23 protein-coding genes are annotated in these 26193 nt (G+C 68.6%); 5 read left to right on the top strand and 18 right to left on the bottom strand.

The window, feature by feature from the left end:
- Positions 1–298: 298 nt before the first annotated feature.
- Positions 299–1789 (top strand): nucleotide-binding protein, encoded by a 1491-nt coding sequence (locus NCO8_RS32550; protein WP_245655413.1) that lies wholly within the window; start codon positions 299–301, stop codon positions 1787–1789.
- 4 nt (positions 1790–1793) lie between these two features.
- On the opposite strand, the gene NCO8_RS18410 is transcribed toward NCO8_RS32550, so the two are convergent.
- Positions 1794–2294, bottom strand: a complete 501-nt coding sequence (locus NCO8_RS18410; protein WP_067641196.1) for a DUF4254 domain-containing protein — start codon at positions 2292–2294, stop codon at positions 1794–1796.
- A gap of 173 nt (positions 2295–2467) precedes the next feature.
- Between NCO8_RS18410 and NCO8_RS18405 the strand changes: the two genes are divergently transcribed.
- Positions 2468–3277, top strand: coding sequence for a GntR family transcriptional regulator (locus tag NCO8_RS18405; protein WP_245655412.1), 810 nt, complete (start codon positions 2468–2470; stop codon positions 3275–3277).
- Positions 3274–3846 (top strand): GNAT family N-acetyltransferase, encoded by a 573-nt coding sequence (locus NCO8_RS18400; RefSeq protein WP_084457279.1) that lies wholly within the window; start codon positions 3274–3276, stop codon positions 3844–3846. Before NCO8_RS18405 ends, NCO8_RS18400 begins: the two co-directional genes overlap by 4 nt.
- Here the strand turns inward: NCO8_RS18400 and eccCa are convergent.
- The 3 genes from eccCa to eccD are packed head-to-tail and all read right to left on the bottom strand — an operon-like array spanning position 3843 to position 10779.
- Positions 3843–7904, bottom strand: a complete 4062-nt coding sequence (eccCa, locus tag NCO8_RS18395; protein WP_067641192.1) for a type VII secretion protein EccCa — start codon at positions 7902–7904, stop codon at positions 3843–3845. The two genes, NCO8_RS18400 and eccCa, sit on opposite strands and share 4 nt — an antisense overlap.
- Positions 7905–7912: 8 nt before the next feature.
- Entirely contained in the window at positions 7913–9322 is a 1410-nt protein-coding gene (gene mycP / locus NCO8_RS18390; protein WP_067641189.1) for a type VII secretion-associated serine protease mycosin, read from the bottom strand.
- Positions 9319–10779: a type VII secretion integral membrane protein EccD gene (gene eccD / locus NCO8_RS18385; protein ID WP_281201984.1), complete on the bottom strand. Its 1461-nt coding sequence runs from the start codon at positions 10777–10779 to the stop codon at positions 9319–9321. Before eccD ends, mycP begins: the two co-directional genes overlap by 4 nt.
- A 157-nt stretch (positions 10780–10936) precedes the next feature.
- On the opposite strand from eccD, the gene eccA reads away from it, so the two are divergent.
- Positions 10937–12778 carry a type VII secretion AAA-ATPase EccA gene (gene eccA, locus NCO8_RS18380; RefSeq protein WP_067641185.1) on the top strand — a complete coding sequence of 614 codons (1842 nt, stop codon included), beginning with the start codon at positions 10937–10939 and terminating at the stop codon, positions 12776–12778.
- A 72-nt stretch (positions 12779–12850) separates the two neighbouring features.
- Here eccA and eccB read toward each other — a convergent pair whose 3' ends face one another.
- Positions 12851–14350, bottom strand: a complete 1500-nt coding sequence (gene eccB / locus NCO8_RS18375; RefSeq protein ID WP_067641183.1) for a type VII secretion protein EccB — start codon at positions 14348–14350, stop codon at positions 12851–12853.
- Between the two features lie 117 nt (positions 14351–14467).
- Between eccB and eccE the strand changes: the two genes are divergently transcribed.
- Positions 14468–16210, top strand: coding sequence for a type VII secretion protein EccE (eccE, locus tag NCO8_RS18370; RefSeq protein WP_067641603.1), 1743 nt, complete (start codon positions 14468–14470; stop codon positions 16208–16210).
- Between the two features lie 167 nt (positions 16211–16377).
- Here the strand turns inward: eccE and NCO8_RS18365 are convergent, their stop codons facing one another.
- The 13 genes from NCO8_RS18365 to NCO8_RS18305 all read right to left on the bottom strand — a co-directional run bounded on the left by NCO8_RS18365 (position 16378) and on the right by NCO8_RS18305 (position 26183).
- Positions 16378–16671, bottom strand: a complete 294-nt coding sequence (locus NCO8_RS18365) for a WXG100 family type VII secretion target (protein WP_067641181.1) — start codon at positions 16669–16671, stop codon at positions 16378–16380.
- A 32-nt stretch (positions 16672–16703) separates the two neighbouring features.
- A complete protein-coding gene (locus NCO8_RS18360) occupies positions 16704–17033 on the bottom strand; it encodes a WXG100 family type VII secretion target (protein WP_067641179.1) in 330 nt (109 codons plus the stop codon).
- 42 nt (positions 17034–17075) lie between these two features.
- Entirely contained in the window at positions 17076–17867 is a 792-nt protein-coding gene (locus tag NCO8_RS18355; RefSeq protein ID WP_067641177.1) for an ESX secretion-associated protein EspG, read from the bottom strand.
- Entirely contained in the window at positions 17864–18844 is a 981-nt protein-coding gene (locus NCO8_RS18350) for a PPE domain-containing protein (protein WP_067641175.1), read from the bottom strand. Before NCO8_RS18350 ends, NCO8_RS18355 begins: the two co-directional genes overlap by 4 nt.
- Complete coding sequence (locus tag NCO8_RS18345) at positions 18841–19146, bottom strand: PE family protein (RefSeq protein ID WP_067641173.1); 306 nt, start codon at positions 19144–19146, stop codon at positions 18841–18843. The genes NCO8_RS18350 and NCO8_RS18345 overlap by 4 nt, the downstream gene beginning before the upstream one ends.
- A gap of 27 nt (positions 19147–19173) precedes the next feature.
- Positions 19174–20538 (bottom strand): hypothetical protein, encoded by a 1365-nt coding sequence (locus NCO8_RS18340; protein WP_067641171.1) that lies wholly within the window; start codon positions 20536–20538, stop codon positions 19174–19176.
- 2 nt (positions 20539–20540) lie between these two features.
- Positions 20541–20852, bottom strand: coding sequence for a type VII secretion target (locus NCO8_RS18335; protein ID WP_067641169.1), 312 nt, complete (start codon positions 20850–20852; stop codon positions 20541–20543).
- Between the two features lie 100 nt (positions 20853–20952).
- On the bottom strand, positions 20953–21249 hold the full coding sequence (locus tag NCO8_RS18330; protein ID WP_067641168.1) for a YbaB/EbfC family nucleoid-associated protein: 297 nt from the start codon (positions 21247–21249) through the stop codon (positions 20953–20955).
- A gap of 37 nt (positions 21250–21286) precedes the next feature.
- Positions 21287–21619, bottom strand: coding sequence for a hypothetical protein (locus NCO8_RS18325; RefSeq protein ID WP_067641166.1), 333 nt, complete (start codon positions 21617–21619; stop codon positions 21287–21289).
- A gap of 22 nt (positions 21620–21641) precedes the next feature.
- Positions 21642–22424, bottom strand: coding sequence for an ESX secretion-associated protein EspG (locus NCO8_RS18320; protein ID WP_067641164.1), 783 nt, complete (start codon positions 22422–22424; stop codon positions 21642–21644).
- A complete protein-coding gene (locus NCO8_RS18315; RefSeq protein WP_157104964.1) occupies positions 22421–24256 on the bottom strand; it encodes a WXG100 family type VII secretion target in 1836 nt (611 codons plus the stop codon). The genes NCO8_RS18320 and NCO8_RS18315 overlap by 4 nt, the downstream gene beginning before the upstream one ends.
- Before the next feature lie 163 nt (positions 24257–24419).
- On the bottom strand, positions 24420–24896 hold the full coding sequence (locus NCO8_RS18310) for a YbaB/EbfC family nucleoid-associated protein (RefSeq protein WP_067641160.1): 477 nt from the start codon (positions 24894–24896) through the stop codon (positions 24420–24422).
- A gap of 87 nt (positions 24897–24983) precedes the next feature.
- Positions 24984–26183, bottom strand: coding sequence for a hypothetical protein (locus NCO8_RS18305; RefSeq protein ID WP_067641158.1), 1200 nt, complete (start codon positions 26181–26183; stop codon positions 24984–24986).
- Between the last annotated feature and the right edge of the window lie 10 nt (positions 26184–26193).

Raw genomic sequence — 26193 nt, 5'->3', positions numbered from 1 at the left:
CGGTGAGGTACCGCAGGGACCGGCTTTCTCTGCGTCGCAATACGATTCGATTCCCGGAGATCTGTCGCACGGCGCTTCCGTGCACGCACCTGATGCGCAGACCGAGATGTTCCGGGCCGACGACCCACGGCTGCAGGGTGTGTCGCCCAGCGACAGCGCCGCCGTCGCGCAGGGTAGGCCGTCTGAAACTGCTTACCGCTCAGGTGAATTCGTACAGCCTGCGCCGCATTCGCGCCCCGAGGGAACACCTCCACGTCATCAGCTGACGCCGGACGCCGCGCCCTCACAGTCTGAACCCGTGCAGCAGGCCGTCCCCGGCCCGACCGCGCAGAGCGGTGGTGCGACTGCCTATCCGGCACAGCAGCCCATCGGGGGCGCCTACCCGCAGGCACCCGATGCGGGCCCCGCTCATCCGTACCAGAGCGATGGGCTCCCCCAGTACCGCCCTGACGGCATGCGAGTGCAGCCGGACGGCACCTATCCCCACGGAAACGCCGCGCAGGCGGGCCCGAATGCTGCTCAAACCCAGCAGTATTCACAGGGCACTGCCGCGCCGGTTCAGCCGTACCAGGCGCCCGACGGCTCCCAGGCGCAGCCGTACCCCGGACCACTCCACGCACCCGATGGCGCACCGGCACAGCCGTACCAGGCGGTCGCGCCCCAGCAGTACCAGGCGCCGGACGGCACCTGGACCCAAGCACCCAACGGTGCCCCGGTTCAGCCCTTCCACGCGCCGGACGGCACACCCCACGGTGGACCGGCGCAGCCGCACCACGCCCCGAACAACGTTGCACCGCAGCATGTCGCTCCGCAGTACCAGCAACCCGCCTACGGTCAGCCCGGCTGGGGCAACCCCGGCTATCAACCTCCGTCACTGGACAATGTGCCGGTCAAGCGGGTCAAGAAGGCGCCGGGCAGTGGATGGCGTAAGGCCGTGCACCATGTTTCCGGTGGCGCGATCAACCCGGGAATGTCGGCCGAGGAGCGGCGCCTGCAGGAACTGGTCGCCCGTATCCGGCAGCCGGTGCGTGGTGATTACCGGATCGCGGTGCTCTCGCTCAAGGGTGGTGTCGGCAAGACGACGACCACCACCGGTCTCGGGTCGATCTTCGCGTCGATCCGTGGTGACCGGGTGATCGCGGTCGACGCCAACCCGGACTTCGGCACCCTGTCCCAGCGCGTGGCCATCCAGACCCGCTCGACCGTGCGCGACCTGCTGCTCGATCCGGCGATCGAGCGGTACTCGGATGTGCGCAGGCACACCTCGCAGAGTTCGAGCAGGCTGGAAGTGCTTGCCAGCGAACGCGATCCGGCCGCCTCGGAGTCGTTCAACGACGAGGAGTACCGGGCCGTCGCCCGCATTCTGCAGCGGTTCTACAACATCATCCTCACCGACTGCGGCACCGGCCTGATGCACTCGGCGATGAACGGCGTACTCGACCTGGCGCATTCGCTGGTGCTGATCTCGTCGGCGGCCATCGACGGTGCCCGCAGCGCCGCCGCGACGCTCGACTGGCTGTCGCTGCACGGGCACGACCACCTCGTGCGCAATGCGGTGGTCGTGATCAACCTGCCGCGTGAAGGTTCGCCGAACGTCGGTGTGCAGCAGCTGCGGGAGTACTTCCTGTCGCGCTGCCGTGCCGTGCACATCATCCCGTTCGACGAGCACCTGTCCGAGGGCGCCGAGATCGACCTGCACCGCCTGCACAAGTCGACCAAGCGCGCGTACGTGGAGCTGGCCGCGACGGTCGCCGACGAGTTCGGCGCCGAACACAACCGCTACCGCTGAGCGGTCACCATTCGGGCAGCCGGCGCCGCCCGGCGAGCACATCGCGCACCAGGTCGTCGTAGGCGTCGGCCAATTCGGCCAGGTGGTGCCAGGCGCTGTGCAGCAGCTCGTCGTTGGCGTCCAGCGTCATCAGCGCGTGGTGAGCCCGCACCGAGGACTCCGCCAACCGGTCGATGACCGCGCCGATGGTTTCGGTGTGCAGCGTGGCACCCAGGCGGTGTTGCGGCACGCCGCGCAGCACCCAGTCGTCGATGGCGAGGACCAATTCGCTTCGGCGGCAGTCGATCTCACGCAGCACCACGGCGTCGGTCTCGACGCGACCGCCACGGCCGACCACTCGCTTCTCGTGCAGCACGGCAAGGTCGCGCGCGAACCACAGCAGCGGTCCGCCGACCACCCGGTGACCGCGACATGCCCGGACCAGTAGGTCGGAGAAGGGCAGTAAACCGGTATCAGCGTGCGGACCTGCGGGGCCGACACATCGCAATGTGTCGGGGAAAGCCATTACAACCGTAGAACTCTCCGCACCAGCCACGTTGCCTCGCCGTCGTCGCCGCACAGCACCGGATCAGGACGTTCATTACAATAAACCTCGCAAGCTCACTGTCAAGCATTACTCGGCCGTAGGTAACCCAGACGAGTACACTTCGTTACCTGCACGACCTACCGAGGAGCATGATGGCGGACGGTCCGACCTATCTGCGGATCGCGAACCTCCTCCGCGAGGAGATCCGCTCGGGTACCTGGAAACCGGGCGACCGGCTGCCCAGCCATTCCGAGCTGGCCGAGCAGATGCAGGTCTCGATCACCACCGCGCGCAACGCCATCCAGGTGCTCGTCGCCGAAAACCTGGTCTACACAGCGACTTCCCGCGGCACCATCGTTCGAAACCAGGAAGTGCTGGAATCCGTGGTCACCGACCACATCCGGCGTGATCGTCCGCGCTCGGCGCACGACATCTTCGAGGAGATAGCGCGCGCGGCGAGCAGGCAGCCGGCCAAGGAATTCAGCACCTGCATGGAACCGGCCGACGACCAGGTCGCGCACTGGCTCGGCGTGCCACCGGCTTCCTGGGTGCTTGCCAGGACGGTGGTGCAGTACCTCGACAACGAACCGTGGTCGTGGGAGGTGAGCTTCTACCCGCGCGACCTCGCCGAGGCAGCCGGGATCGACTCACCGCACGACATCCCCGAGGGCACCACACGGCGCCTGGCCGACCGGGGCTACGGCGAGACCGCGCACCGCGACACGGTCGTCGCCCGGCCCGCGACCGCAGAGGAGGCGGTGGTGCTCGGCGTCGCGACCGGCACCGTACTGCTGGATCATCTGCGTATCGGAGCCAATCACGAACGGGTCACCCGGGCGACCCGTCACCGCTCCCTGGCCGGCCGCAACCGGTTGGCCTACCAACTCGGCGACGAGGCGGGGACCGCCGTCATCGCCCGCACTCTCGGCATCGCACCCGGTCACGCCGTTGCGTTGCCATGACCGCGCGGATGCGGCAGGCCACCCTCGGTGACCTGCCGTTGATCTGTCGCCTGCGGGTGCAGCGCACCGCATGGCTGGCCGCACGCGGTTCGGATCAGTGGACGGTGGCGGGCAAGGGCCGTCCGATCGAAATCTTCGCCGATGCGGTGGGCCGCGCGCTCGACGCGGGCGAGACCTGGATCGCGGAGGTGGACGACGAACCGGCGGGCACGATCACCGTCAACCGCCGCGCCGATCCCGGACTCTGGTCGCCGTGGGAGCTCGCCGAGGCGGTGGTCGTGCACTTCATGATCGTCGATCTGCGGTTCGCGGGCAGGCAGGTCGGCCGACATCTGCTCGACCACGCCGACCGGGTGGCCGAGCTGGCCGACCGTCCGTGGGTCCGCCTCGACGCCTGGACGACCAACTCCGACCTGCACGACTACTACCGCCGCGCCGGCTTCCGCCTGGCCAGAATCGCGGGCCCCGGCGCGACCGGGCCCTCCCGCGCACTGTTCGAACGCCGGGTCGCACCGCCTACGCGCCGGCCGAGGGACGTGCGCAGCCGGTTCTCCATGCAGAGTGGCTAGAGCGGCGGCAGATCGGCGATGTGGACGAGTTCGACGCCCTGACTGCGCGAGACCAGGGTGCCGCGCCCCGGTGGCATCTTGCTCGGGCGCACATCGCCGATCAGCTTTCCCTCGTCGCGCGAGCCGCTCATGATCAGCGTCTGCACCGACAGGTTCTTCATCGCGCCGAGCACCGGGTCGTACAGCGCCCGCGAGACGCCGCCGATGCGCCGGGTGACCACCAGGTGCAGGCCGATGTCGCGGGCCTGCGGCAGATACTCGAGCAGCGGGGTGAACGGGTTGCCCGAGCCTGCGACAACCATGTCGTAGTCGTCGACGACGACATAGATCTCCGGGCCCGACCACCAGCTGCGGTCGCGCAACTGCTGCTGGGTGATGTCGGAGCCGGGAATCCGTTTGGCCAGATAGGCGGCGACCTCGGCGATCATCGGCCCGCAGGTCTGCGAGGAGGTGGAATAGCCGGCCAGTTGGTCGCCTTCGAGCACACCGAGCATGGTGCGCCGGTAGTCGATCAAGATCACCCGTGCCTCGTCGGCAGTCGACTGTTCGGCGATGCTCATCACGATGTTGCGCAGCAGCGTCGTTTTGCCGCACTCGACGTCGGCGAACGCCATGAAATGTGGTTCGACGCCGAAATCGAGGACCAGCGGCTGCAATTCGGACTCGCCGAGCCCGACGACGACCTTGCTGCGGTCGAGCGTGACACCCTGTTGCCGGGCGGCCGCGAGCACCTGTTCGCGGGGAAAACGCAGCGGCAGCATGCGCACCTCCGGCGCCCGCCTGCCCGGGTAGAGGGCAATCAGCTCCTCCTTGGCCCGCGTCACACCGTCGGCGATGGTCGCCGGGTCGGAATCGGAATCCAGGCGCGGCAACGCGATCAGCATGTGCAGTTGCTCAGGGGTGAGGCCACGGCCCGGCCTGCCGACCGGAACCTGGTGGGCGGTACGGCGATTCATCTCCGAGTCGCCGGGGTCCCCGAGACGCAGCTCGAGCCGGGTGCCGATCTGGTCCTTGACCACCGGGCGGATCTCAGCCCACCGGGACGCACCGATCATCAGGTGGATGCCGTAGGAAAGACCCTGGGTGGCAATGGCATTGATCTGAGGTTCCAGCACGTCGAACTCTTCGCGGATCGCGCCCCAGCCGTCGATCACCAGGAAGACGTCGCCGAACTGGTCGGCGGCGAGCGCGTCACCTGGTGCGGCGGTGGTTCCGTTGATCTGTCTGGCTTCGAGCGCGGAGAACTTGCGCCTGCGGAACTCGGCCATCGACTCGATGCCGAGTTCGGCGAACCGTTCCTCCCGCTGACGCATCAGCGAGGTGAGTTCGGCGATGGTGCGGCGCACGCGGTCACCGTCGAGGCGACCCGCCACCGAGCCGACATGAGGGATCCCGACCAGTCCCGCCATGCTGCCACCACCGAAATCGAGGCAGTAGAACTGCACCTGCTCGGGGGTGTGGGTGGCGGCGGCGGCCATGATGATCGTGCGCAGCGTGGTCGACTTGCCGGACTGCGGACCACCGACGACCGCGACATTGCCCTGCGCGCCCGCGAGGCTGATGGTGAGGACGTCGCGACGCTGTTCGTAGGGCTTGTCGACCACGCCGATGGGCATCCACAACTGACCGTGCCGGTTCACCGGCGAACGCCAATCGGGGTCGGGCAACAGCATGTCGGCCGTGGGCGACTCGTCCAGCGGCGGCAACCACACCTCGTGAGCGGGGCGGCCGTGCCCGGTGAGCCGCTTGACCACGACGTCGAGCAGGGAGTCCGGAATCCCCTCCTCGGCCACGGGGGTGCTCGGCGGGGGCGGTGGCAGTTCGGGCCTGCCGCGCAGCACGGGTTCGTCGGCCGGCTCGGGCTGGACCTCGGCGGCTTCGACGGGGGCCGCGGTGAACACGACCGGACGCTGTCCGCCCACGGGTGCGCCGTCGTCGTCGACCACCGTGCCCGCAGGCGCGACGTAGGGGCCCGACACATAGCTGGCGTTGAACCGGAGCGGTTCGGACGCATCGCTTTTCAGGTAGCCGGCACCGGGCACACTCGGCAGGTGGTAGGCGTCGGTGATGCCGAGCACCGCGCGGGATTCATTGGCCGAGAAGGTGCGCAGGCCGATCCGGTAGGACAGGTGCGATTCCAGGCCACGCAGCTTGTTCTCCTCGAGACGCTGCGAGGCCAACAGCAGATGCACGTGCAGCGAACGGCCGAGCCGGCCGATCATCACGAACAGTTCGGCGAAATCCGGTTTCTGCGAGAGCAGTTCGGAGAACTCGTCGACCACGACGAACAGCGCGGGCAGCGGGTCGAGGGGAACACCCGCGGCCCTGGCCTTCTCGTAGTCGGTGACATTGGCGTAGTTGCCTGCGGAGCGCAGCAGCTCCTGGCGGCGGTTCATCTCACCGGCCAGCGCGTCCTTCATGCGGTCGACCAGGGAGAGTTCTTCCTCCAGGTTGGTGATGACGGCCGCCACGTGCGGCAACGAGTCGAGGCCGAGGAAGGTCGCACCACCCTTGAAGTCGACCAGCACCAGGTTCAGCGCATCCGGCGAATGGGTGGTGACCAGCGAAAGCACAAGGGTGCGAAGGAATTCGGACTTACCGGAGCCGGTGGCGCCGATGCACAGGCCGTGCGGGCCCATACCGTTCTCGGCGGATTCCTTGATGTCGATCTCGACGGGGGTCCCGTCCGGGGTGACACCGATCGGCACGCGCAACCGTTCGCGCGCGGTGCGCGGGCGCCACACCCTGGCCGGGTCGATCTGGGCGGCATCGGGAATGCGCAGCAAGGCCATCAGGCCGGGATCGCTGGCCGTGCCCTCCCCCAGGCTGACGATCTGCGCGGCCGTCGCGAGCCGGTATCTGGCCAGGTGCCGGGCGAAGGCCTCCGCCTCCGCGATGCTCACCTCGTCGGCGGTGGCGAACCGTTCCACCCCGGCGGCACTGCGCGCCGATACCGCGCCGTCGCCGACCACCAACTGCAGGCCGCGCCGGGCAGCCAGCCCGTTCTCGGGGGCGGTCAGGTCGAGCACCGTCACGGAGTCGAGTCCTGATTCGCTGATGATGCGTTCGTTGCCGCTGATGTAGCCGTCGTCGATCACCACGACCAGATGCACCCGGCCCTGGGTCGGCTGGGGGTTGCGCATGAACCGGCCGCGTTCCATCAGTTCGGTCTGCAACGCCGACTCGAGTTCACCGAGGGAGGTGTAGAGCATCCTGGCCGAACCGAGACCGTCACGCAGCGACGGATGTTGTACGTGCGGTAGCCATTTCGCCCAGGCCCACTGCGCGTCCTGGTCGGCGCAGACGATCGCCACGGCGAGATTGTCCGGGCCGTGGAAGGTGGTCAGCTCCATCAGCATCGCGCGGACCAGTTCCCGGCCCTCGTCGAGATCACCACCGATATTGATGGCGGGGAACGCGCGCAACGAGACCGCGGTCGGTAGTTCGTGCACCACCGAATGGGTTCGGACGAAACGGCGCAGCGCCACGGTGGAGACCGGTTCCAGGTCTTCGAGCGGGCCGGTCTCGGGGCGGGCCAGTTTGGTGGCCAGGCGGTGACTACCGACGCCGACCCGCACGTGCCCGAAGTCGGGATCGCTCGGGCGACGTTCCCACATCCGTCTGCTGCCGATCAGCGAAGGCAGGTCGGCCGGCTCGGGATGGCTCCAGCCCAGCGCCTCCAGCTGCTTGACACCGGTGCGACGCACGTCTTTTCGCACCTGGGCGAGGTAGCGGAAGTAGTCCTTGCGTTCCTCGTTGAGCTCGACGGCGCGCTTGGGGCCGCCGCCGCGCATGCCCGCCATCATGCCGACCATCGACATGAGCATCATCATCGGGAACATCATCATCATCGGATTGGCCAGCAGATTGCGGCCCATCGTCGCCATCATCGCGATCATGCCGACAACCGCGATAACCATGATCACCGGCATGATCTTCATCATCAGCGGCGACGGGATGGCCCGCTCGATCTCCGGTGGCGGGGTGAGCGCGACCTCACCACCCGGTGCGCGCGGCGGCGCGATCCGGGGGCGTCGGACGAAACCTTCGGTGGCCATCGATCCCTCTACTCGAATTCGTCGTTCAGGTCGGCGCGCCGCGTGCGGAACGGGAAGGCGAACGCGGCGCCGATGCCAAGGGCAGCCAGCAGGGTCAGCGATCCGGCGATCGCGATCTGCCGCGGCCGCGGGTCGGGGTCGGGCGCGACGAACGGAGCCGCGATCGGATGCCCCACATCGGCTCCCTGGCTCGGCGGTTCGCTGGCCAAGGGGGCGGTGAGGGCGGCCAGCGGGTCGATCAAGCCCGCGCCGATGGCGTCGTCACGGCCCCGGCCCGGTGCGTGAGCGGTGCGGGTGATCCGGTCGATCACCTGCTGGGCGGACAGATCGGGGAAGCGTGAGCGCACGAGCGCAGCCAGTCCTGCCACATACGGTGCGGCGAAACTGGTTCCGTCGACGGGTTGCAAACCGTTCATGGTCTGCACGCCGTCGACCAGTCCGGTGCCGCCGGGTCGGCTGTCGAGCGAGACGATGTTGCGCCCGATCGCGGCGGCCCCGACCCACGGCCCACGCAACGACAGGGCCGAGGGTTTTCCGTCGGCGTCGACCGAGCCGACGGCGAGCACGTAGGGCGTGAACCAGGCGGGCGAGGCGACGGTGGTCACCGAACTCCACCCAGACCCTTCGTTCTGGTTCTGGCACGGGCCGCCCTGCTCCACATTGCCCGCGGCCGCGACGACAACCACATTGCGCTCGTAGGCGTACTTCACCGCGGCGCCGAGGGCGGCGTCGGAGGTGTCGGAACCGGCTGCGGTGCAGGCGACTTCGGAGATGTTGATGACAGTGGCGCCCATGTCGACCGCGCGGACGACGGCACCGGCGAGAGTGAGGACACTGCCGTAGCCGTCGCTGCGCAGAGAACCGGGCGGCTTGTCCGAGCCCTGCCGGTCCTTGCGCTCATAGGCCAGGCTCAACTGGCGGATGGCGAGAATCTCGGCGTCGGGGGCGACGCCGACGAACGCGTCCTCGGATGACGGCCGGGCGGCGATGATGCCCGCGACAAGCGTGCCGTGCCCGTCGCAGTCGACGGTGCCGTCCGAATCGCTGACATAGTCGCCACCGGCCTGCAGGGCGGGCAGTCGCGGATGCCGGTTCACGCCGGTGTCGATCACCGCGACCTTCTGTCCCGCACCACGACTGAACTGCCACGCCGACGGTAGATCGAGTACCCGTTGCGCCATCGGCGGCTCACTGGGAGGACTTCCGCGCAGCACCGGTTCCGCGCACAGTTCGCGCTGTTCGGTCGGTTCGAGCGGAGCGGGCCTGCCACTCAGCGCCAGTGCCGCGTCGAGCGCACCCGGGTCGATCCGGGGCGGGGAGATGGCGGCGGCCGGCGCTGGGAAACCGGCGACCGCACCCAGTACGGTCGCCGCGCAGACCAGCCGCAGCACCGTACGCCGCAGGGGTGGCCGGGTCATATGTTGCGGGCGGTCGAGTACACGTCCATGACCCACAGCGCGAGCGGGATCATCGTGATGATCAACAGGTATTCGAAGATCTCGATCATCCGCCTGGTCACCGGGGTCACCTCGACATGCGGTCCGATCACCCCGAATCCGACCACACTGCCCGCGGTGACCAACAGCAGTGCCACAGCGGCGAATTCGAGCGAGTCGTGGCCGAGGCCGAGGCCCGTGAGCAGCGCGAGCACGATGAGCGCACCGGCGACGATGAGGGTGGCCGCCTGCACCAGGTCGGCGTAGGACCGGCCACGCAGGCACAACACGATCGCGGTGACGACCGCGAGCGCGACCCCGCCGGAGTGGAACGGCCCGAACGGATCGGCGGCCCCGATCGCGCCGACGAGCGCCGCCAGCGCGCACGCGACCACGAGCCCGGTCTGGATCTGGTTGGCCACCCGCGCCCGCTCACCGAGGCCGGACGCCGAGGGCAACGCGATCGCGCCGACCGCGCCGATTCCCTCGATGGTCGGACGCTGTTCGTGGTCGGCCGGGTCGATCGCCCCGCCCGCCGTCGGCACGGGCGGAATCGGCAGTCGGGCGGTCACCGCCGCCAGCCGCGCCACCGACGACAGCAGGATCACAGCGGCGACGAGCACCCCGGCGAACAGCTTGGCCAGCCCCGGATGCCAGATGAGGTAGATCGTGGCGGCGAGCGCGCCGAACACACCGACGGTGATCGCGGCGGCGAACAACCCGGCCGCGATTCCGGTGACCCGGTAGCCGATCACCCCGGTCACCAACAGCGCGACACTGCCGAGCATCACCTGACCTGCGCCGAGCGAACCAGGCACCAACAATGCCGCACCGCCGAACATCAGCAGCAGCGCGTCCAGCGAAAGCCAGGTTCCCGTCACCGAATCCGCGAACTTGCGCGCCGCGATGCCCGCGGCCGCCGACGCGGCGATGCCACACCCGAGCAGGGCGAGCGCGGGCGCGAGGGGGTCGCTGTCGGCACGCGAGACGGCGAGCAGCGCCAGCGCGGCCAGGATGGCGACGGTGGCGATCACCAGACCCGTCCACCGCGCCGCCGAACCCGACCAGCCCCGGAATTCGCCTGCGGTGAGCCGGGATACCGCATCGATCACATCGTCGAACAGCGCCGGTGACTCCTTGCGGGTCACCGGGCTCAGCACCAGCAGTTCGCCGTCGTAGACCTCGGCCTCGGTGAGGGTGCGGCTGGGCGCGAGCGGGTCCTGCCCGAGCCGGGCCAGCGTCCAGTGCTGGGCGCGGACCGGGGCGGTGTCCTCGTCCGCATCCGGTAAGCGCGGATTCCGCGAGCGGATCAGCGTCACCAGATCGCCGATGAATCCGGCGATCGGGACAGTGGCAGGCAGTCCGATGTCGAGCTGCGTATCACCCCCGATCACTGAAACTCGGCATAGTTCGGGCTCATTGCCTAACAACGTCGACACCAGTGATGAACTCTCAGTCGTAGCTGACTACTTCCGTTGCGACCACACGGCAGCGTTACCTAATCTAACGGACAGGGCAAACCGGCGCGATCGAAGCTTTACTGCCGGGTTGAACGCCAGCTGTCCACGAGAAGAAGATTTCGGGGTCCGACACCATATGCCAGACATTCGCCAGGCTCAGCGCGCCTTCGACGCCGGTGTCCTCTCGCTCGGCCTGTCCATCGACGGACAGGAATCCGCGCGCGACGAGGAGTACGCGAAGCTGGCCTTCCAGCGTGCGACGGAATGGGATTCGTCGATGTGCGACGCGTGGCTCGGCCGCGCCGCCGCCGGCGAAGTGACCAAGGAGGTGCTGTTCAATCTGCACCGCACCAGCCTCGACTCGCTCGGCCGCGAGCAACGCAGGCTCGGCCTGGCGCCGCGGGCGATGGCGGGCCGGTTCCTGCCCGGGCTCTACATCGACTATCCGCTGGCCGGGCTGACCGAGATCTGGCTGGCGTGGGCCGCACAGCTGATCGCCGACAAGGACTACGACCAGGCCGAGCAGGTCCTCGACCAGCTGGCCGAGCTGCGCCGCAACCGGCCCGACGACCCGGACAAGCAGATCGACGACCGGATCAGCGCCTACATCCGCGGCATCCTGCACTACAACACCCAGCGCTGGCCCGATGTGATGACGGTGCTGGCCGGTTCGGAGCAGTGGAAGGATCCGTACCTGGCCACCGGCGCGCACGTGATGGTCGGTACCGCGTGCGCTCAGCTCGGGTTGTTCGGCGAAGCGGTGCGGCGCATGGAACAGGCCGAGGCAGGCCCGATTCCGTCGGCCAAGTTCACCGCCATGTACAACCGCGGGCTGTGTCTGCGGGAGGCGGGCAACGAGTCCGAGGCGCAGAAACTGTTCGAGCAGGTCTATTCGCAGCTGCCCGACTTCACGGCCAACACCACGGCTATGCGCGACCGCACGTTCCGCATCGTGGTGACCAGCCGCGAGGTGATCGACGCGCGCACCGACAAGTGGGACCCCAACTCCGCACCGTCGCTGGCCGCGATGAACGAGGCCGCCGCCGAGGATCGCGCCAAAACCGTGCTCGCCGAAGCGCGTGCGCAGCTGGACAAGCAGGTCGGGCTGGCGTCGGTGAAGAACCAGGTGGCCAAGCTGCAGTCCTCGGCGCAACTGGCCAAGATCCGTGCCAACAAGGGGCTGTCGAGCCAATCCCGTGGCCAGCACCTGGCTTTCACCGGCCCGCCCGGAACCGGTAAGACCACCATCGCGCGGGTGGTCGCCAAGATCTATTGCGGTGTTGGGCTGTTGAAGACCGACAAGGTGGTCGAGGCCAAGCGTGTCGACTTCGTCAGCCAGAACCTCGGTGGCACCGCTATCAAGACCGAGAAGCTGATCGACAGCGCGATGGACGGTGTGCTGTTCATCGACGAGGCGTACACCCTGATCCAGACCGGTCTCTCCGGCGGTGACGCGTTCGGCCGCGAGGCGGTGGACACGTTGCTGGCCCGTATGGAGAACGACCGCGACCGGCTCGTCGTCATCATCGCCGGTTACGACGGTGAGATCGACCGCCTGCTCGCCGCCAACGACGGTCTGGCCTCCCGCTTCGCCAAGCGCCTCCAATTCCCGTCCTACACCGCCGAAGAGCTCGGCCAGATCGGCGAGATCGTCGCAGGCAGCCGGGATTCGCAGCTGTCGCCCGAGGCGCTCGCGCTGCTCGTGGAGACCTGCGAGCACCTCTACAACATGGAGAGCACCGATCAGAGCGGCCAGCCGCGCCGCGGCGTCGACCTCGCCGGCAACGGCCGTTTCATCCGCAACGTGATCGAGGCCGCCGAGGAGGAACGCGAATTCCGCCTGGCCAACACCGAGGGACTCGACCTCGCCGAGGCCGACGACGACGTGCTGATGCGCATCGAGGAGCCCGACATGCGCACCGCCCTCACCGGAATCGTCGCCACCCTCAACGTGGGTCGGCTACCGAACCTGTCCTGAGAAAACACATCTACCGCAACTCACCGCCTCGCGACACCGACGGGTCCACCGCGAAGTCCGAGCGCGCCAGTATTACTGCGGCAGTGAGTCGTAACTGGTCAGTGCGTCTTTCGCGGACAAGGTCGGGCCGGGCACCAGCTGGCCGATGATCGACCAGGGAGCCAAGCGCGGCTTGTCGCCCAGGCCGAGCACACTCGCGGTGGCCGCGTCGGGGATGCCGTAGCGAATCCCGTTGTCGGCCACATAGAACAGCGACTCGCGGCGCAGACTGCCCGGCTCCGCACCGGTGACCTGTACATATTCGCCGGTGGACGGGGGCAGATACACCGCGTCCATCCGGTCGCCGGTGCCGTCGGAAGTCGAGAGCGTCACCGGCTTGGCCGAATCGGCCAGGGGCAGTTCGGTTCCGGTGAGCAGCGTCACCGTGGCGCGTTCGGCGGGTCCGTCCACCGACTGGCCCTGCGGAGTGGCCTCGCCGGGGTTCTTGGCCCAGTGCACGCACGCCACCGGGGCGTCCTCAGCGGACAGGATGCGCGGCTTGCGCTCCGGGAAGGATTCGATCGGCAGGGTGTTCAGGACAGGCAGGCGATCGAGCGCGTCGGGCGCCAGCTGCGCGATCTCGCGCATCCCGCGTGAGTCGGCATTGCGCAGCAGCTCGGCGGTGAATTCCGACACCGGCTGGACACCGTCGGCGAGCACCACATACATCGACTTCTCGCCGGCGGCTTGCACCCCGGTGACCGAGATGATGCCGCCGACCGGCACATCCGCCAGCTTGCCCGGACCCGGCTCACCCGCCCGGTCGATGGTCGGCACTGTCAGCGGTGGGGCCTGGGTGGTCGCGCCGAGCACCGCGCTCCCGATCGGGCGGGTCTGCTCTCCCGACAGGTCGAGGGTGCGGGCGACCACCGAATTGTTCGGGTCGATCTCGGCCCTGGTCCCCCGGTACACGAGATAGGTCTTCTCGTCGCGACGCACCAGCAGGGCATCGTCCGGTGCGGTGACGCCGACGCGGTCACCGAGTTCGGGCTTGCCGACGATGGCGGTGGTGCGGCCACCGGTGGCACCGGCGGCACTGCCGGCGGCCGACAGCTGGGTGGTCTCGCACAGCGTCCAATTCGAGCTCGAACCCTGCTTGGAACCGGGCAGGGCCGAGGGGGCGCCCGGAATACCGAGCAGCGGGCCACGCGGCAGCGAACCGAGTTTGTCGTCTTTCACCGATTTCGGGGACTGCGCGTCACCGGCGATGAGCCGGGCCGATGCCAGATTCAGCACCGGGTGCAGGGTCTTCTCGCCCTCTTTCGCCTCGACCACCACATACATGGCACCGCTCTGCTTGCCGGTGACGATCAACGCGTCACCGATCGCACCCTGCGGTTTGAGGAATCCGAGAATGGCCGCGCCTGCCACGACGATCAGCCCGAGCACCGCACCGACCAGCATCGATCGGCTCTGTGAACGCATCGGGTCGTGCAACATTCGCACGTCACGGCGGATAAGGGCGTGGTCGAGCCTGCGCAGCAGGAAGCGATAACCATTGACCTGGGCTTTGGTCGTCAGCTGTGCCGGCACCGGGACTCCAATGCTGCGTTGATCACCATCTCGTCGGACACGGTACCGTAAATCCGGAATTGTCCTTCACCATGATTCGACGAATGCCAAGCAGGGACAACTATTTTGAACGACAGCATGAACGCTGGGGAAACCGGCGGCGACAACGTCTACGACACACTGCGTGACCCGGAATTCTGGTTGTTCCGAATGTATCCGCTGCGCGCGTGTGTGCCGGTCGCGGTGCTCGCGGCCGTGGTGGCCTGGATTGTGCTGGCCACCACCGATTCCGGCTACTGGGCGATCGGCGGCGCGGCTGTGGTGCTGCTGATCGGACTTGTCCCGATTCGGCGTCGCCCACCCGCGGTGCGCATCGGTGACTGGCTGGCGCGCCGCTGGCGCAACCGCACCGACACCATCGACCGGGCACCCGCCTTCGACGTGCCGCTGCCGGAGGGTGGTGGTTGCGGTCTGCGCTGGGACGGCGATCTGCTGCTCACCATGCTGCGCATCGACCCGCCGCCGGACTCGCTGAACCTGCTGCGTCGTGGCACCCTGAGCGCCGACCAGTTGCTGCCGCTCACCGAGATCGCGCGCTGCCTCGACCAGTTCGATGTGGAGCTGGTGAGCATCGACGTCATCGCCACCGGCGCACGCACCGCGGGCACCGGCGCCGCGGCCCACCTCTACGACCGGATCCTCGGCCCACTGCCCGCCATCGCCCACCGCACCTGCTGGCTGGTGCTGCGTCTCGACCCCGTGGCCAATGCCGCCGCGGTCGACAAGCGCGGCGGTGGCGCCACCGGCGCCCTGCGCACCATGATCATCGCCACCCGCCGGGTGGCCAACCGGCTCGCCACCCACGGCATCGACGCCGCGATCCTGACCGCCACCGAGATGAACAGCGCGGTCCGCGAACTCGCCCACGGTTTCGATCCCGCCCGGCTCACCGAGACCGCCGACGGCCTCGAATCCGAATTCGGCAGGCACCTGACCCACTACCAGTTGACCGCTCCCATGATCAGCACCGGTGGGCTTGCCGAGATCTGGTCGCTGCCGACCTTGTCGACAACGGTCACCCTGCGCCTGCACCCCGGCACCCGCCGGGTGGAGCGGGCCGACGACCGGGCGGGCACCGTGGTCCTCAACGCCGTCGTCCGCTTCGACACCGCGGCGCCCTACGAACAGCCGCCCCTCGCCGGCCTGCGTGAACTCCCCGGCAGCCAGCGCCGCATCCTGCTCGACACGCTGCCCCTCGGCGCCGCCGACGATTTCGGCGGCCGCGACGGCTACCGCGGCACCCTGGCCGCCCTCACCGACATCGCCGTACCGACCACCGGTTGCGGCCAGCTCATCGGCGCCGACGAACGCGGCCAGGGCATCGCCGTCCCCCTCATCGGCGCGGGCACCCGCCACGTCGACGTCATCGGCAATCTCGACCTGGCACAACAGGTGGTCCTGCGCGCCACCGCGCTCGGCGCCCACGCCGTAGTCCACACCTCGCGTCCCCAGGCCTGGCACTCCATGGTCGCCAATCTCGCCACCCCCCAACTCCTGTCGATCGCCCCCCGAGCCGCCGGCGCCTCCCCCCAACCCCCGCCGGGACCCCCACCGGTCCCCGCCGCCCCCTACCCGACCACCACGGTCCTCGTCTTCGACGGCATCGCCCCGACCACCCACCTCGGCGGCGCGACCATCATCGAAGTCCGCACCACCGAACGCGACCCCGAAGCGGTTCCACCCGACGTCACCCTCGTCCAGGATCCCTACGCCCCCAACCGCATCACCGTCCGCACCAGCACCGGCAGCGCCACCGTCTCGATGGTCACCACCCCCGACGAAATGCACTACATCGGCGAATCCCTGGTCGCCTCCCGCTGAATCCGCCCCCGCCCAGGCCGACCCCGAGGAGGCATTGCCCGCGAAGCGGGCAAGCGGCCCGGCCGAACGAAAAACGGGGCTGGACAAAGTGCCGAAGGCACGAGTCCAGCCCCGTTTTTCGTTCGGCCCCAAGGGGGCCGCGCTCGAGCGCGCCAGCGCTCCAAATTTCAGAACCCGGCGAATCCGTCGCCGACCTTGCCGTCGGCCTCGAGCGCGCGGCTGAGCGCGGCCTCGACCTGTGCGGCGAGCTTGTCGAGCTTGTCGAGGGTGTCGGTCAGCTCGGTGGTGACGTTCTTGTGCGCGGTGTCGAAGCTGGCGATAGCGCTGTCACCCTGCAGGTTGGCCCGGAAGTCCGAAGCGGCGCCTTCGAGTTCGTCGATCTCGCCCTTCATCTTCCCGCCGTAGGTCTGCAGGTCGTTGAACAGCTCGTTCATCGCCGCGGGATCGTAAAGAATGGTCATGAGCTCAGTTCCTGTTCGTGTCTGATTCGCGGTCAGAGGTTGGTGTAGCTGCCGCCACCGCCGCCGGCGCCGCCGCCGGACAGGCCGCCCTGGTCCATGTTCACCAGGGTGGACTTGCCGCCGTTGACGGCTTCGGTGAGGCGGTCGAACTTCTTGTTGAGGGCGTCGGCCTCGTCGTGCCAGGCCTGGGCGACCTTCACGAATTCGGAGGAGGCGTCACCCTTCCAGCCGCGGAGCACGGCCTGGGCCGCGTCGTCGATCTGACCGACCGACGTGCGCAGGTTGTTGATGGTGCCTTCGAGCTTGGAGACGACGCCGTCTACGCCGCCTGCTTCTACACCTACTGGTCCCTGAGGGGGCATGTGCCGAACCTTTCTTACTTGATGGTTGAAACGAGAGTTGGCTTAATCGGGCTGCCACCTCCCACCGGGAAGCCCCTCGAGGAGCGCACCGACTGCCTGCGTGAGGCGGTGGTCGGTGCCCGGCGTGATGGTCGACCACACCTGCCCGTCGGGCGCCGTTGCCGGCGTCACGACGACCCGGCCGCGCGCGGTGTCGTATACCGCGACCGCGCCAGGGGCTCGGGTGGTCAGCCCGTCGTGGTGGACTTCGGCGACGATCTCGGTGTAGCCATGGCAGCTGCCGAAGACCGCGCCGAGGACGGTCGCCTGGTGCGCGTCGATGCCGAGCGCATACATCGCGTCCACGTAGTCGGAGGTGGTTTCGGCGGCATCCAAGCGGGCCGCGAGGTCGTCGGCGAGGACGCTCACGCTCGCTGCTTCGGCGGGCGCGCAGGAAGGGAGCGCGGCGAGCAGCAGACGGGTGAGTTCGCGTTCGGTGCCGTCGATGGTGCTGGTGGTGATGTCGTAGGTACTGCCGGTGTAGACGGCGGCAGCGTGACCGGTGCCGCGCCGAGCCAGGCAGATCCGGCGCCGGTTGTCCTCGCCGTAGCCGCGGGCGACCAGTTCGGCGTCGGGTTGGGCGAGGGTGTGGACAGCCGCGGCGAGTTCAGGTTCCACGTCGCCGTAGGCGTCGAAAATGCCCGTGGCGGTGAGTTCGGCGACGGCGGCGTCGCGAGCGGCACGCCAGGCGTCGAAGGTGTCCTGCCGTGGCCCGACGCCGAGGACGAGCGGAAGTGTTTGCACGCCGAGCCGTTCGGCGACGGCGAGGAGGGCGTCGTTGGTCAGTGTGGTCATGACCGGCCCTCCGCGGTGGTGTTCGTGGTCGGCGCGGCGGCACGTTCGGCGACACCGAGCACGGCGGGCGCGGCTCGGATCTCGCCTTCGGCGACCAACTGGTCGGCTTCCTCGTGGGCGAGACCCGCGCGGGGGAATCGGTGCGCGGTGTCCTGCCCGCCCGCCGCGGGAGCCATGGCCGCCGGGGCTACTGGTGCCGCCTGTCCGGTGGGCGTGGCCACGGAAGTCGGTTGCGGCGTGGTGGTGACAGCGGTTGCCGATTGCGCGAAAACTGGTGCGCGATAGGCAGTCTGGATGGGGGCGGGCATCGGTGGCAACGCGCCCATGCCCATACCCGCACCAGCGATGCCGAGAGAGCCCGACGCGGCGGGCGTCGAGGCCGGGTTGCCCGATTGTTCGCCGGTGAGTGCGGTTTCCGGCGCGATCGGTGGCGGCGGTGCGTGCAACCACGGGGTGGAAAGCGGTTCGGTGGCGGCTTCGTAGCTGCGCATCACCCGGGAGGCGACGGCCTTCGCCGCGTCGGCCTCGGTGTCGGTCTGCGCGGCGATCGCCTTGATCGGAGCGCCGAGAGCCGTGCCGACCTGTTCGAGTGCCTGCTGCATCGCGGCGATCGCGGCGATATCGGCGGTGTTGGGCATGGCCAAGGCCGCCACTTCGTAGGCAAGCACCTGCGCCTGCAACCGAGCCGCGTTGGCGGTGGCGGCGGCGGCGGTTTCCAGCAGCCATTCGCGCAGGGCCGAGATCCGTTCCCACACTTGCTCGCTGCTGCCCGATTTCCAGGAGCCGCGCAAGGTGTGCAGCACCTGCTCGTAGTCGAGCGCGGCCGCGCCGAAGGCCGCGGCGAGCCGCGTCCAGGCGGCGGCCGCGTCGGCCATCGGCATCGGTCCGGCACCGGAGGTGAGGTCGGTGGCGAGCTTGGCCGGCTCGCGCGCCTCCCACACCACTCCGGTGAAGCCGGGCTGCGGTGGTTCGATCATTTTCCGGTGAAGCCGCTGGTGTTGTCGGTTTCCATCCGGTCGAAATCGGCGACCTGGGAACGCAGGGTGGCGGCGAGCTTGTTCATCTCGTGCGCACCCGCCTCGGCTCCGGCCAGGTAGTCGTCGGCGACGCTGTTGGCGGTGGTCGCGGCGCGCGCCGACACCTCGTCGGTTCCGGCGGGAGCCACCCGCAACGCGGGGGCGACGGCGGTGAGTTCGGTGGTGAGCCGGTCGGCGATGCCGTCCAGGGCCGCGGCGGCTTTACTCGCCGCGGTGGAATCGAATTCGAAGGTGTCAGTCATTGCCACTCCTGTCGTGGTCGGGCCGCGTCACAGTGAGAGTTCCTTGTCCGGGGGAGCTTCGGCGGCCATCGGTTCGGCTGCGCCGACCACGGGGGTGGAGACACCCTCGATCCGGCCGACTACCTCGTCACCGTGGCTACCGGTGACCAGCTGGGAGTGCACGGCTTCGTTGTCGCCGCCTTCCACCGCCCGCGCCATCGGCATGCCCGCGCCCGCGGCACCCATCGGCATCATGCCCGGTGCCGCTCCGCTCGCCGCGGCGGTCGTCATGTTCGCTCCGCCCGAGGTGGTGGCGCCGGACGTGGCGACCGCACCGGTGCTGCCGACCGTCGACAACCCACCACCGCGACCGCCCTGCCACGGGCTGAGCGGTGTCGACGCCGCGCCCGCCGCCCCGATCGCGCCGATGCCACCGCCGATCGCGCCCCCACCGCCGCCACCCGCGCCGAGTGCTCCCTCCGCCGTCTCCGCACCATCTGCGGCGATCTCGCCGCCGGTGGCCGACACGTCGGAGGTGGTGCTGGTCGACAGCGAATTCACCTGCTCGGCAAGCGAACCGATCGAGGACGCCGCCGTGCTCGCGGTGCTGATCAGCGGGGAGATCAAACCCATCAGCTGGCTCAGCGAATCGGCGCCCGAGGACACACCGGTCGGCGCGTTGGTCACCTGGACCTTCTCCCCCGCCTGCATCATCTCGCCGCTGCGAGCGATCATCTCGGCCTTGGTCTCGGCGGTGATGGCCAGACCTTCGGCCATGGCTTCCAGGGTGGCGGCGATCAGCACCGCCTGCCCGCCGGGCGTCGCCGCGTAGAGCGGGGCAAGGGCCAGCGTGGCGGAGTAGCGCGCGATCACCGCGGCCAGCTTGGCCCCACCGACCGCGACATTGCCGGCCGCGTGAGTGAGTACCGCCTTCTCGCTGGTGCTCTGCGCGGCGAGTTTCGCCCCATCTGTCTGCGCCGCCGTCGCCTTGTTCGCGGCCTCCATCGCGGCGGCGCTCTGCCACAGCTGCATCACCGTCTGCAGCGCGGTCGACCCGAGCGACATCACCGTCTCGAGCACGGAGCTGATGTTCGTGAGCGCCTCGGCGGGATTCGTCGACGTGCCGGTACCCGAGGTGTCGCCCGTGCCGCCGAGTGCGCCCGTGCCGAACGCCGAAGCCAGCTCGGTGAGCGGGCGCATCAGGGCGGTGAGGTCGATCGTCGGCAGCGGCGGCATCTCCGGCAGCTGGATGAACTCCGGCAACTGCGGCAACTGCGGCAGTCCCATCGAGCTGAGCACCTGGCTCACCGGCTGGTCGAGCATCGGAGCCAGCGAACTGCCGCGCAGCAGCTCCAGCACGGTCGGGTCGACCGATCCGCTCGCACCCGCCGTATTTCCCCCGGGGTACGTCATGGCTACTGGTCGACCGACGCGATGCCCAGTTTGGAGGCCCCGTCGGCACCCTCGTAGGTGGTGGCGGCCTGGGCGGCGGTGAGCGCCGTGCCCGCGTGCACCGCGGCCAGCTCGGCCACCGACGTGAGGTGGTTGGCCTGGGCGTAGGCGAACGACATCAGGAATTCCTGGCCGATCAGGCCGAAAACCGGCACGGCGGCGGCCATGGTGGCGACCTGGTCGACCGCACCGGCCTGCGCGACCCCGGCCGCCATGGTGGCCGAGGCACCCGCGTACGCGCGGACGGCGTCGGGAACTACCGCAACTTGGTTCATGGCTTTCGTCCAATCTCGAAACAGCCCACGGTGTTTCGTTACTTTATCTACCCGTCATAAGCCTGCGCCACGCATATCCGTGGTTAAGAACAGTTGAATCTCACGTGCCCGCTCGGTTGTACGCGGTCACCAGCTCGGCGCGGGAACCGAAAGCGCGATGCGCGGCGGCCCGTGCCGTCTGCACGAGGACCCGCTCGAAGTCGGCGGGCGACAGCTTGGCGATCGCCCCGGTGAACTCCAGGCCGACCAGCGCTCCGCTGCCGTCGACAGTCACGGTGACCGCCCCGTCGGGCGAGGTTTCCTGTGCCCGGATGTCGTTGGTGGCCTCGGCCAGATCCTGCAGCCGGTAGAGCTGACCCTGCACCTTCGCGATCAGCTCGTCCATGGTTTCGACCATCGCCGAGTCCTCCCTCCTCTTCGCCGGATCGACAGCTCTAAACCGAACGCAGCCAGCTCTGCGGTTCGGTGTCGTATTCCTGCTCTTCGACGATCTCCGCGGCAGCCACCTCGGCTTCGGTCGGCAACCCGGTCGCGGCGAGCAGGGCTGGATCGAAACCCGCCTCCGCCAGCTGGTTTCGGCGGGCCAACCCGGCGCGCTTGGCCGACTTCTGGCACAGTCGCAGGATCTCGGCGGCCAATTCGGCTGGGTCACGCCGCAATTGGTCCGCGTCGACGGTGACGCCGAGCGGCAGTCCCTGCTCGGTGGTGCGGACCGCGATCGCGCCCGTCAGCGATGCCGCGGTGAACTCCGTCGGAAACTCGTCCATGGTTTCCCCTCCCTTCGCAAGCTTACGACCGATCATCCCTGATGGCTCTGACAACTTCCGCGATCTGACTGTTGATCAGCGAAACCAGCCGCCTGCGATCGGCGCCGACCGCGACCGGCGGTGTGCCGGGCACGATCACATAGCGACCGTCGTCGGTCAGATCGCGCCAGCCGAGCCGCAATCGCAGGATGCCACGCGGACCGAATCGAGACCAGCCCTGTTCGACATCGATGAAGCCGTCACGGTCCAGGCTCGCCTGCTGAAAGGTCTTCGTCTGCACCGCGGCGTCGTCGTCGTAGTGCTGCACCAGTGAGCGGCCGTAGGAGTGATCGAACTGGTCACCGGAGGGTTCGTCGAGGGTGATCTCCCGGCTGCGGCCGGGTTCGGCCGCGGGCAGCTGACCGGCGACAACGTCACCGAGGGACAGCGCGGCGTGCCGGGTGACGACGAATCCGTCTGCGTGATACAGGGTTCGGCCCGGACGCTGACGCACCAGATATCCGACGTCACCCTTGCGCACCGCGAGCATGCGCACCGAGAGCGTGGGATCGGTGAGTCGTTCGCCGCCACCGTATCCACGCACGACCACCCGAATATCGGGCTTGGTGAGCACCGCGATGATGTCGTCGAGCTCATGCCCCCAGCGCTGCTTGATCCTGATCCAGTCCTGTCTCAGCGCGTACTCCGCTTCGTCAGCGGAGCACGGCTCGCTGGAGTGGATGAACGGCTCGGGCATGTACTCGGCTTCGATACCGGCCCACAACGCTTCGAACTCCGCGCCGGTGAATTCCCAAGTGGGCGTCACTGTTCCACCACTGGTCTCGCAACGATCGGCGCGTCACCGAGCGCCTCGTCAAGATGCTCCACCGAGTCGAGGTAGTCGGCGCGCTTGTGCTCCTTCTGCTGGCCCTGCCCACCGGCACCAGCACCGCCCATCGGCGCCATCGGCATGCCGCCCATCGGCGTGCCCGCGGCCGACGAGGCGACGCCTGCCCGGAACGCGGACTCCATCCCGGTGGCGGCCGACGCGCGCGGGAACAGTTTGGAGGCGCTGTCCAGACTCGGGGAAAGCGGCGAGGCCCCCGCACCGGCGCCACCACCGCCCGCACCGGAGCCACCACCTCCGCCACCGCCTTTGCTCGCGGCATTGAGCGCCTTCTTCGCTTGTTCCTGCAGCGAACTGAGCCCGGCCGCGCTCGGAATCCCCGCGAGCGAGCTCTGTTCGGCGGCCGAGGAAGCCTGTTCCAGCGCGGACTGCGCGGCGGAACTGGCCTGTTCGAGACCGGATTGCAGGGCCGAGGTCAGCTGATCGGTCGAGGACGAACCAGAACCGGAACCAGATCCCGTCGAGCCGTTCGAACCGAGCCCTCCGTTGCCGTTGGTGTCCGCGCTGCCGTTGCCCAATTGGTTACCGGACTGCTGTTGCTGCAGGTCGGCCATCGCCTTCTTGAACGCGGCGGAAGTGTCGCCCGAGCCCGAACCACTGCCTGAACCCGATCCGGAGCCACTTCCGCTGCCGTTTCCGGAGCCGTTCCCGTTCCCGTTCCCGTTGCCGTCGCCGTTGCCGGTCCCGTTTCCAGATGTCGGCGCGGTCGGCTCGGGCAACGTGGCGATATGACTCGACGTCGCGTTGACTCCGGGCACGTAGGTGGACATCAGTACGTTCCGCGCGTTCTTCGCGGCCTCTTCCTTGGCGGCCTGCAGCTCGCTCTGCTTGACAGACGACGGGATGTACAGCGTGCTGTCCAAGCCTTGTTTCGTAGCGGAAAGCCAACCGGCCGCGTACTCCAGCGCGACAGAAATCTGGCCCATCTGCTCGACCAGCTTCTGGTTGCCTTCGTGGTAGGCGTTCATGGCCGCCCTGGCCCGGGTGGCACCGCCCGGGCTCGTCCAGTTCTTCGAACTGTCGCCAACTTTCGCGTTCAGGTCATCGAAAGCCGGCTTCACCTGGTTCTTGAGCAACGTCCAGTCCGCGGCCGCCGTCCGCAATCTGGCAGGCACGCCCTCGATGGAAACCCGGATCATGTTGAGCTCCTCATAGCTGTAGGAGCCAGGATTCTCCGCGGTCACCTCGGCCGGATCGAAGTTCTTGCCATTGATGAGCTCGTTCGGAATGTTCGCCGAGCCGGCGGCCGGCATGGGTACGAGCGGTGGAACCTGGGTGGTGACGCCGGGGAGGTACGGGGGTGCACCCTGCGACACCGGAGGCAGGGGCAACACAGGCGCCGAGGAGCTGACTTTGTCACCCTTGGACTTGCTCTGCTCGATAGTGGTGCGCAGCTGGTTCATATCGACCTCGCTGGCGGTGTCGGCACCTTTGTAGCTCTTGGCCGCATCCATGAAGGTGGTGGCGACGTCGTCGAGGATCGTCTGGTGCTTACCGAGGACGGTCGCCAGCTCACCGGCCTTGTCCGAGAACTGTTTCGCCAGCTGCTGCCCCGAATCCAACGAGGAGAACCGTGCGAGCTGTCCGACCAGATCGGTGGACGATTTGACCGAGTTCACCTTGATCCGGGCATCGGTGGCCGCGTTCACCAGATTCGGCAGCGCCGACGGCTCGAGGACCAGCGCCCCATCCGAAGCCGACGAACGCAGGCCAGACCACTGTTGGGCCGCCGATGGTCCAGTCGGTGTCATGTCCGAGCCCTCCCTGTCGTCCTGATCACCACGGCCGTCCCACCGCGCGGCGCTCCCAAGGCACCGCCGATTCGCACGGCTTGCTAACGATTCTACGGTCCGACAGATGAATTCCGCATGTACAGCGGCGATCCCGCCGGTGGCGGGGGTGCGAGCATCCGGGTCACCAGCCGGCGTCGGTGGCGGTGCGCGATGGGTCCCGCGAGCCGTCCTCCTCGTTGGACGAGAGACGTTCCCGCTCCGGCGAATTGGGTGGCTCGAGGGAGGCTTCGACCGGCTGCGGAATGGTGAAATCGCCGATGCCCTCGACCAATTCGGTGAGCTTGGGCAGGCGAGCGCGTTCGGTCTGCACCGGCGCCATCAGCTCGCGGGTCTTGCGGGCGACCTCGGCCGCGGCCTGCTGGGCGGCTTCGGTGACGGCCTTGGCGATCTCGGTGTAGGTGAGGTCGTCGATGTCGGAGGCGAACTTCGTCTCGATCACCTTGTAGTCGGCGTTGACCGTAACAGTGACGCGTTTGCGAACGGTCGCGCTGGCAACCAGTTTCGCCCGGTCCTGCTGGACCTGCCCGATCGCCCGCAGCTGCTGCTGGACGGTCTCGAGGATGTCTTCCATCTGAGCTTTGGCGTGTTCATTGGTCATGCCCGAATCCCTCCGACTTCCGAGCCCTCCCGACCGGCTCGTCGGTGAGGGAGCACACCACACCCGCCCCGCGCGCGCAACAGCACATCATCGCGCCAGGCCGACGGTGTGGGTGCCGAGCAGGCCGCCGAGATTCAGCTCGAACCAGGCGGCGTCGACGTGATAGGCGTCCGCGGGGAACACCCGGGTGAACGCCTCCCTGGCGACGGCCGCTCGCTCGGCCGCCGTGACCAGACCGGGTACGGCTTCCTTCTGTGCCTGCGAAGCCCGTTCGCCGAGCAGCCCGGTGAGCACGTCGACCACAGTTCTGGTGTCCCACATGCCCGGAACGGCCGGGGCGAGCGCGTCGGCGCCCGGCGAGGCGCCGCGGTACCAGCGGCCGCCCTCCCACCAGTAGCAGAAGGTGAGCAGGCCGTTCTCGGCGCGCCGGTTGAGCACCGGCGCCGCGACCCAGTCCGGGGCACCGAGGTAGAAGTCCGGCATCGGCTGGTCGTTGTTGTAGACGGCGTCGAGTTCCGGCGCGTTCCACACCCCGCCGGAGAGCACCGCGCGGTCCCCGGGGAGCAGGCACAGGGTGGAACCGCTGAACGACGCGCCCTCGAAGACGTGGAAGGCGGGCGTCACGCGCGGGCCCCACTTGGAGCCGACCGCGACGAACGCGGCGGCGATCAGTGCCCACCGTCGCGCCATCGGTTCCAGGGCGGGGAACTCCGCATCCGGCGCCGAGCCGACCGCCGTACGACCCGCCGCCGCGTCCGCGCGTGCTTGCTCGGCGGCGGCCACCGGGCCGCGCACCTGCCGGTTGTCGTGGCCGATGTAGGCGGCCAGCCAGACCGGCAGGTGGTCGCGCGGATAGATCTCGATGTCGGTGCGGTACACCGTCGGCGGGAAGAGCTGGTCGTCGGGGAACGGCTCGTCGCCGTAGTCGTAATCGACATCCATCCGGCCCGCCGAGGTGAGCGTGAGCAGGTAGCGCCACCACGGACCGTCACCCATCGACGCGGACACATGGCGATGCTCGCGCAGCAGGTCGAGCAGTTCCGGGCTGGGGAACACGCGCGCGAAACGTTCCTGCTCGTCGTGGAAGACGATCATCGACACCTCGGCCGCCGCGGTCATCGCGAACGACGCCTCGACCTTCGACCAGCCCGTTGGACCAAGGGCCGCAACCGTTTTCGCGATGCGATGGCTCAGCGCGGTGGCACGATCCGGCACCCCGTCGTCCTCGACGACCACCCTGGTGAGGGTGAATCCGACATCGGGTTCACCGGCCAGCTCCTCAGCCACTGCACACTCC

The organism is Nocardia coubleae NBRC 108252, from assembly GCF_001612805.1.
Classification (GTDB): domain Bacteria; phylum Actinomycetota; class Actinomycetes; order Mycobacteriales; family Mycobacteriaceae; genus Nocardia; species Nocardia coubleae.
This window is presented reverse-complemented; position numbering and strand designations above follow the sequence as displayed.

What these genes read in the sequence shown, in the direction of transcription:
- NCO8_RS18350 (WP_067641175.1), bottom strand. Translation starts at nt 18,844, where the DNA reads ATGATCGAACCACCGCAGCCCGGCTTCACCGGAGTGGTGTGGGAGGCG.
- NCO8_RS18360 (WP_067641179.1), bottom strand. Translation starts at nt 17,033, where the DNA reads ATGCCCCCTCAGGGACCAGTAGGTGTAGAAGCAGGCGGCGTAGACGGC.
- NCO8_RS18410 (WP_067641196.1), bottom strand. Translation starts at nt 2,294, where the DNA reads ATGGCTTTCCCCGACACATTGCGATGTGTCGGCCCCGCAGGTCCGCAC.
- NCO8_RS18330 (WP_067641168.1), bottom strand. Translation starts at nt 21,249, where the DNA reads ATGGTCGAAACCATGGACGAGCTGATCGCGAAGGTGCAGGGTCAGCTC.
- eccCa (WP_067641192.1), bottom strand. Translation starts at nt 7,904, where the DNA reads ATGGCCACCGAAGGTTTCGTCCGACGCCCCCGGATCGCGCCGCCGCGC.
- NCO8_RS18355 (WP_067641177.1), bottom strand. Translation starts at nt 17,867, where the DNA reads ATGACCACACTGACCAACGACGCCCTCCTCGCCGTCGCCGAACGGCTC.
- NCO8_RS18315 (WP_157104964.1), bottom strand. Translation starts at nt 24,256, where the DNA reads ATGACACCGACTGGACCATCGGCGGCCCAACAGTGGTCTGGCCTGCGT.
- eccE (WP_067641603.1), top strand. Translation starts at nt 14,468, where the DNA reads ATGAACGCTGGGGAAACCGGCGGCGACAACGTCTACGACACACTGCGT.
- NCO8_RS18365 (WP_067641181.1), bottom strand. Translation starts at nt 16,671, where the DNA reads ATGACCATTCTTTACGATCCCGCGGCGATGAACGAGCTGTTCAACGAC.
- NCO8_RS18340 (WP_067641171.1), bottom strand. Translation starts at nt 20,538, where the DNA reads ATGACGTACCCCGGGGGAAATACGGCGGGTGCGAGCGGATCGGTCGAC.
- NCO8_RS18325 (WP_067641166.1), bottom strand. Translation starts at nt 21,619, where the DNA reads ATGGACGAGTTTCCGACGGAGTTCACCGCGGCATCGCTGACGGGCGCG.
- NCO8_RS18310 (WP_067641160.1), bottom strand. Translation starts at nt 24,896, where the DNA reads ATGACCAATGAACACGCCAAAGCTCAGATGGAAGACATCCTCGAGACC.
- mycP (WP_067641189.1), bottom strand. Translation starts at nt 9,322, where the DNA reads ATGACCCGGCCACCCCTGCGGCGTACGGTGCTGCGGCTGGTCTGCGCG.
- NCO8_RS18400 (WP_084457279.1), top strand. Translation starts at nt 3,274, where the DNA reads ATGACCGCGCGGATGCGGCAGGCCACCCTCGGTGACCTGCCGTTGATC.
- NCO8_RS18345 (WP_067641173.1), bottom strand. Translation starts at nt 19,146, where the DNA reads ATGACTGACACCTTCGAATTCGATTCCACCGCGGCGAGTAAAGCCGCC.
- eccA (WP_067641185.1), top strand. Translation starts at nt 10,937, where the DNA reads ATGCCAGACATTCGCCAGGCTCAGCGCGCCTTCGACGCCGGTGTCCTC.
- NCO8_RS18335 (WP_067641169.1), bottom strand. Translation starts at nt 20,852, where the DNA reads ATGAACCAAGTTGCGGTAGTTCCCGACGCCGTCCGCGCGTACGCGGGT.
- NCO8_RS18405 (WP_245655412.1), top strand. Translation starts at nt 2,468, where the DNA reads ATGGCGGACGGTCCGACCTATCTGCGGATCGCGAACCTCCTCCGCGAG.